Source organism: Microcystis sp. LEGE 08355 (genome assembly GCF_015207185.1).
Taxonomy (GTDB): Bacteria; Cyanobacteriota; Cyanobacteriia; order Cyanobacteriales; family Microcystaceae; genus Microcystis; species Microcystis panniformis.
The window spans coordinates 1-1,738 of sequence record NZ_JADEXI010000789.1; the positions used below are offsets into that span (position 1 = coordinate 1).

At 48.0% G+C, this 1,738-nt stretch carries 1 protein-coding gene; it reads left to right on the plus strand.

The window, feature by feature from the left end; genetic code table 11:
- Positions 1-1,695 (plus strand): hybrid sensor histidine kinase/response regulator (locus tag IQ242_RS24035; protein ID WP_193961683.1); only part of this gene is annotated, 1,695 nt, incomplete at its 5' end.
- Positions 1,696-1,738: the final 43 nt, after the last annotated feature.

Sequence of the window (1,738 nt, forward strand, 5' to 3'; positions counted from 1 at the left end):
GGTGTAGCCAAGACTTGGCGCCTGTTGTCCGTGCCGTTAAATTTGGCGGATAATTATCCCTTGCTCGAGAAAACTTCGGGACTGTGGTTACTGTTGGCCACCGATATCACGGAACAACAGCAATATTGTCAGGAATTAGCGGTTAAAAATGCCGATTTAGTCCATTTAAATCGTCTTAAGGATGAATTTCTCGCCTGTGTCAGCCATGAGTTTAAATCGCCCCTCACCGCCGTTATCGGTCTTTCCAATCTGCTGCGGGAACAAAAAATCGGTGAACTTAACCCCCGACAGTCCAAATATGCCGATTTAATCTATCGCAGCGGTCGTCAGTTGATGGCTTTGGTCAATGATCTCCTCGATTTAACCCGCCTAGAGACAGGACAACTACAATTAACTTTATCTAGAGTCAAAATCGATCGCCTCTGTCAACGGGTGTACGATATCATCGTCGATAAATATCCCCAACGTCTCGATCTCCCCAGCAGCTATCGTCTTGACATCGAATCGGGGTTAGATTATGCCCTGGCCGATGAAACCCGTTTACAACAGATGTTAGTGCATTTGTTAGATAATGCGGTAAAATTCACCATTGATGGCGGTAATTTGGGCATTAAAGTCAATCGTTGGGAAAATTGGCTGGCTTTTACCGTCTGGGATACGGGTATCGGTATTCCGGAAGAATCCCAGCATCTGATTTTTCAGAAATTCCAACAGCTAGAAAGTCCTTTCACCCGTCAATTTGAGGGTGCAGGTTTAGGTTTAGTCCTCAGCCAAAAATTAGCGCGCTGTCACGGTGGAGATCTATCCTTTGTCTCCAGGGCCCGGGAAGGCAGTCAATTTACCTTACTGCTGCCGGTTCATCCCCAAAGTGCAGACCAAGAGTCCGCCACTCCCCAGCGTCTGGTGTTAGTGGTGGAAGCTAATCCCCAAGTGATCGAACAGTTTGTCGATCGCTTGAGTGAATTGGGATTAAAAGCTATTATCGCTCGTAGCGGCACTGAGGCGATCGAAAAAGCCAGGCAGTTAAAACCCCGTTGTGTTTTTCTCAATCCTAATCTCCCCCTCTTGTCCGGTTGGGATGTGTTAACGCTGCTGAAATCCCATACCCAAACCAAAGACATGAAAGTTATTGTCACCGCTGCCGATTCTGAGCGCAACCGCAGTCAACAGCAAGGGGCCGATAGTTTTCTGGTTCCGCCAATCACCTCGGCAGCTCTGCAAGCTTGCCTGAATCTGACCGTTTCCCCCATTCCTAGTCGAAAAAGGCGCACTGCTCCGACTCTGCTGCGTTTACACGGCCATTATGCCCCCAATTTCTCCGATTTATCTTCCTTTAGCTGGATTTGGAATAATCAATTAGTCCGGGAAAATTATCGTTTTATTGAGGCCGATAGTTGCGAACAGGCGGAACTTTTAGCTACTGTCTGGGAGGTGGACGCTATCTTAATCGATAGTTCGATCGCAGAAGATTTATACTCTTATCTGCAAACCTTGAGCAAGTCGGAAACCCTAGCTAATTTACCCCTAGTCACCCTTGATGTGGCTGTCACCGAGGTGGCCAATCAAATCCCCGGTTTAGCCGTTTTTCCCTGTTTGGCCCCCCCGACGGAAAACCGCATCGAACAGCTATTAAAGGTGATCGAGACTGCTGATCTGGCTTTTTCTCGCCACTTGATCGGCGATCGCATCCTGTAGGGGCGAAGCATTCGGGCAATAACCTATCGGTAAAACCCCACAC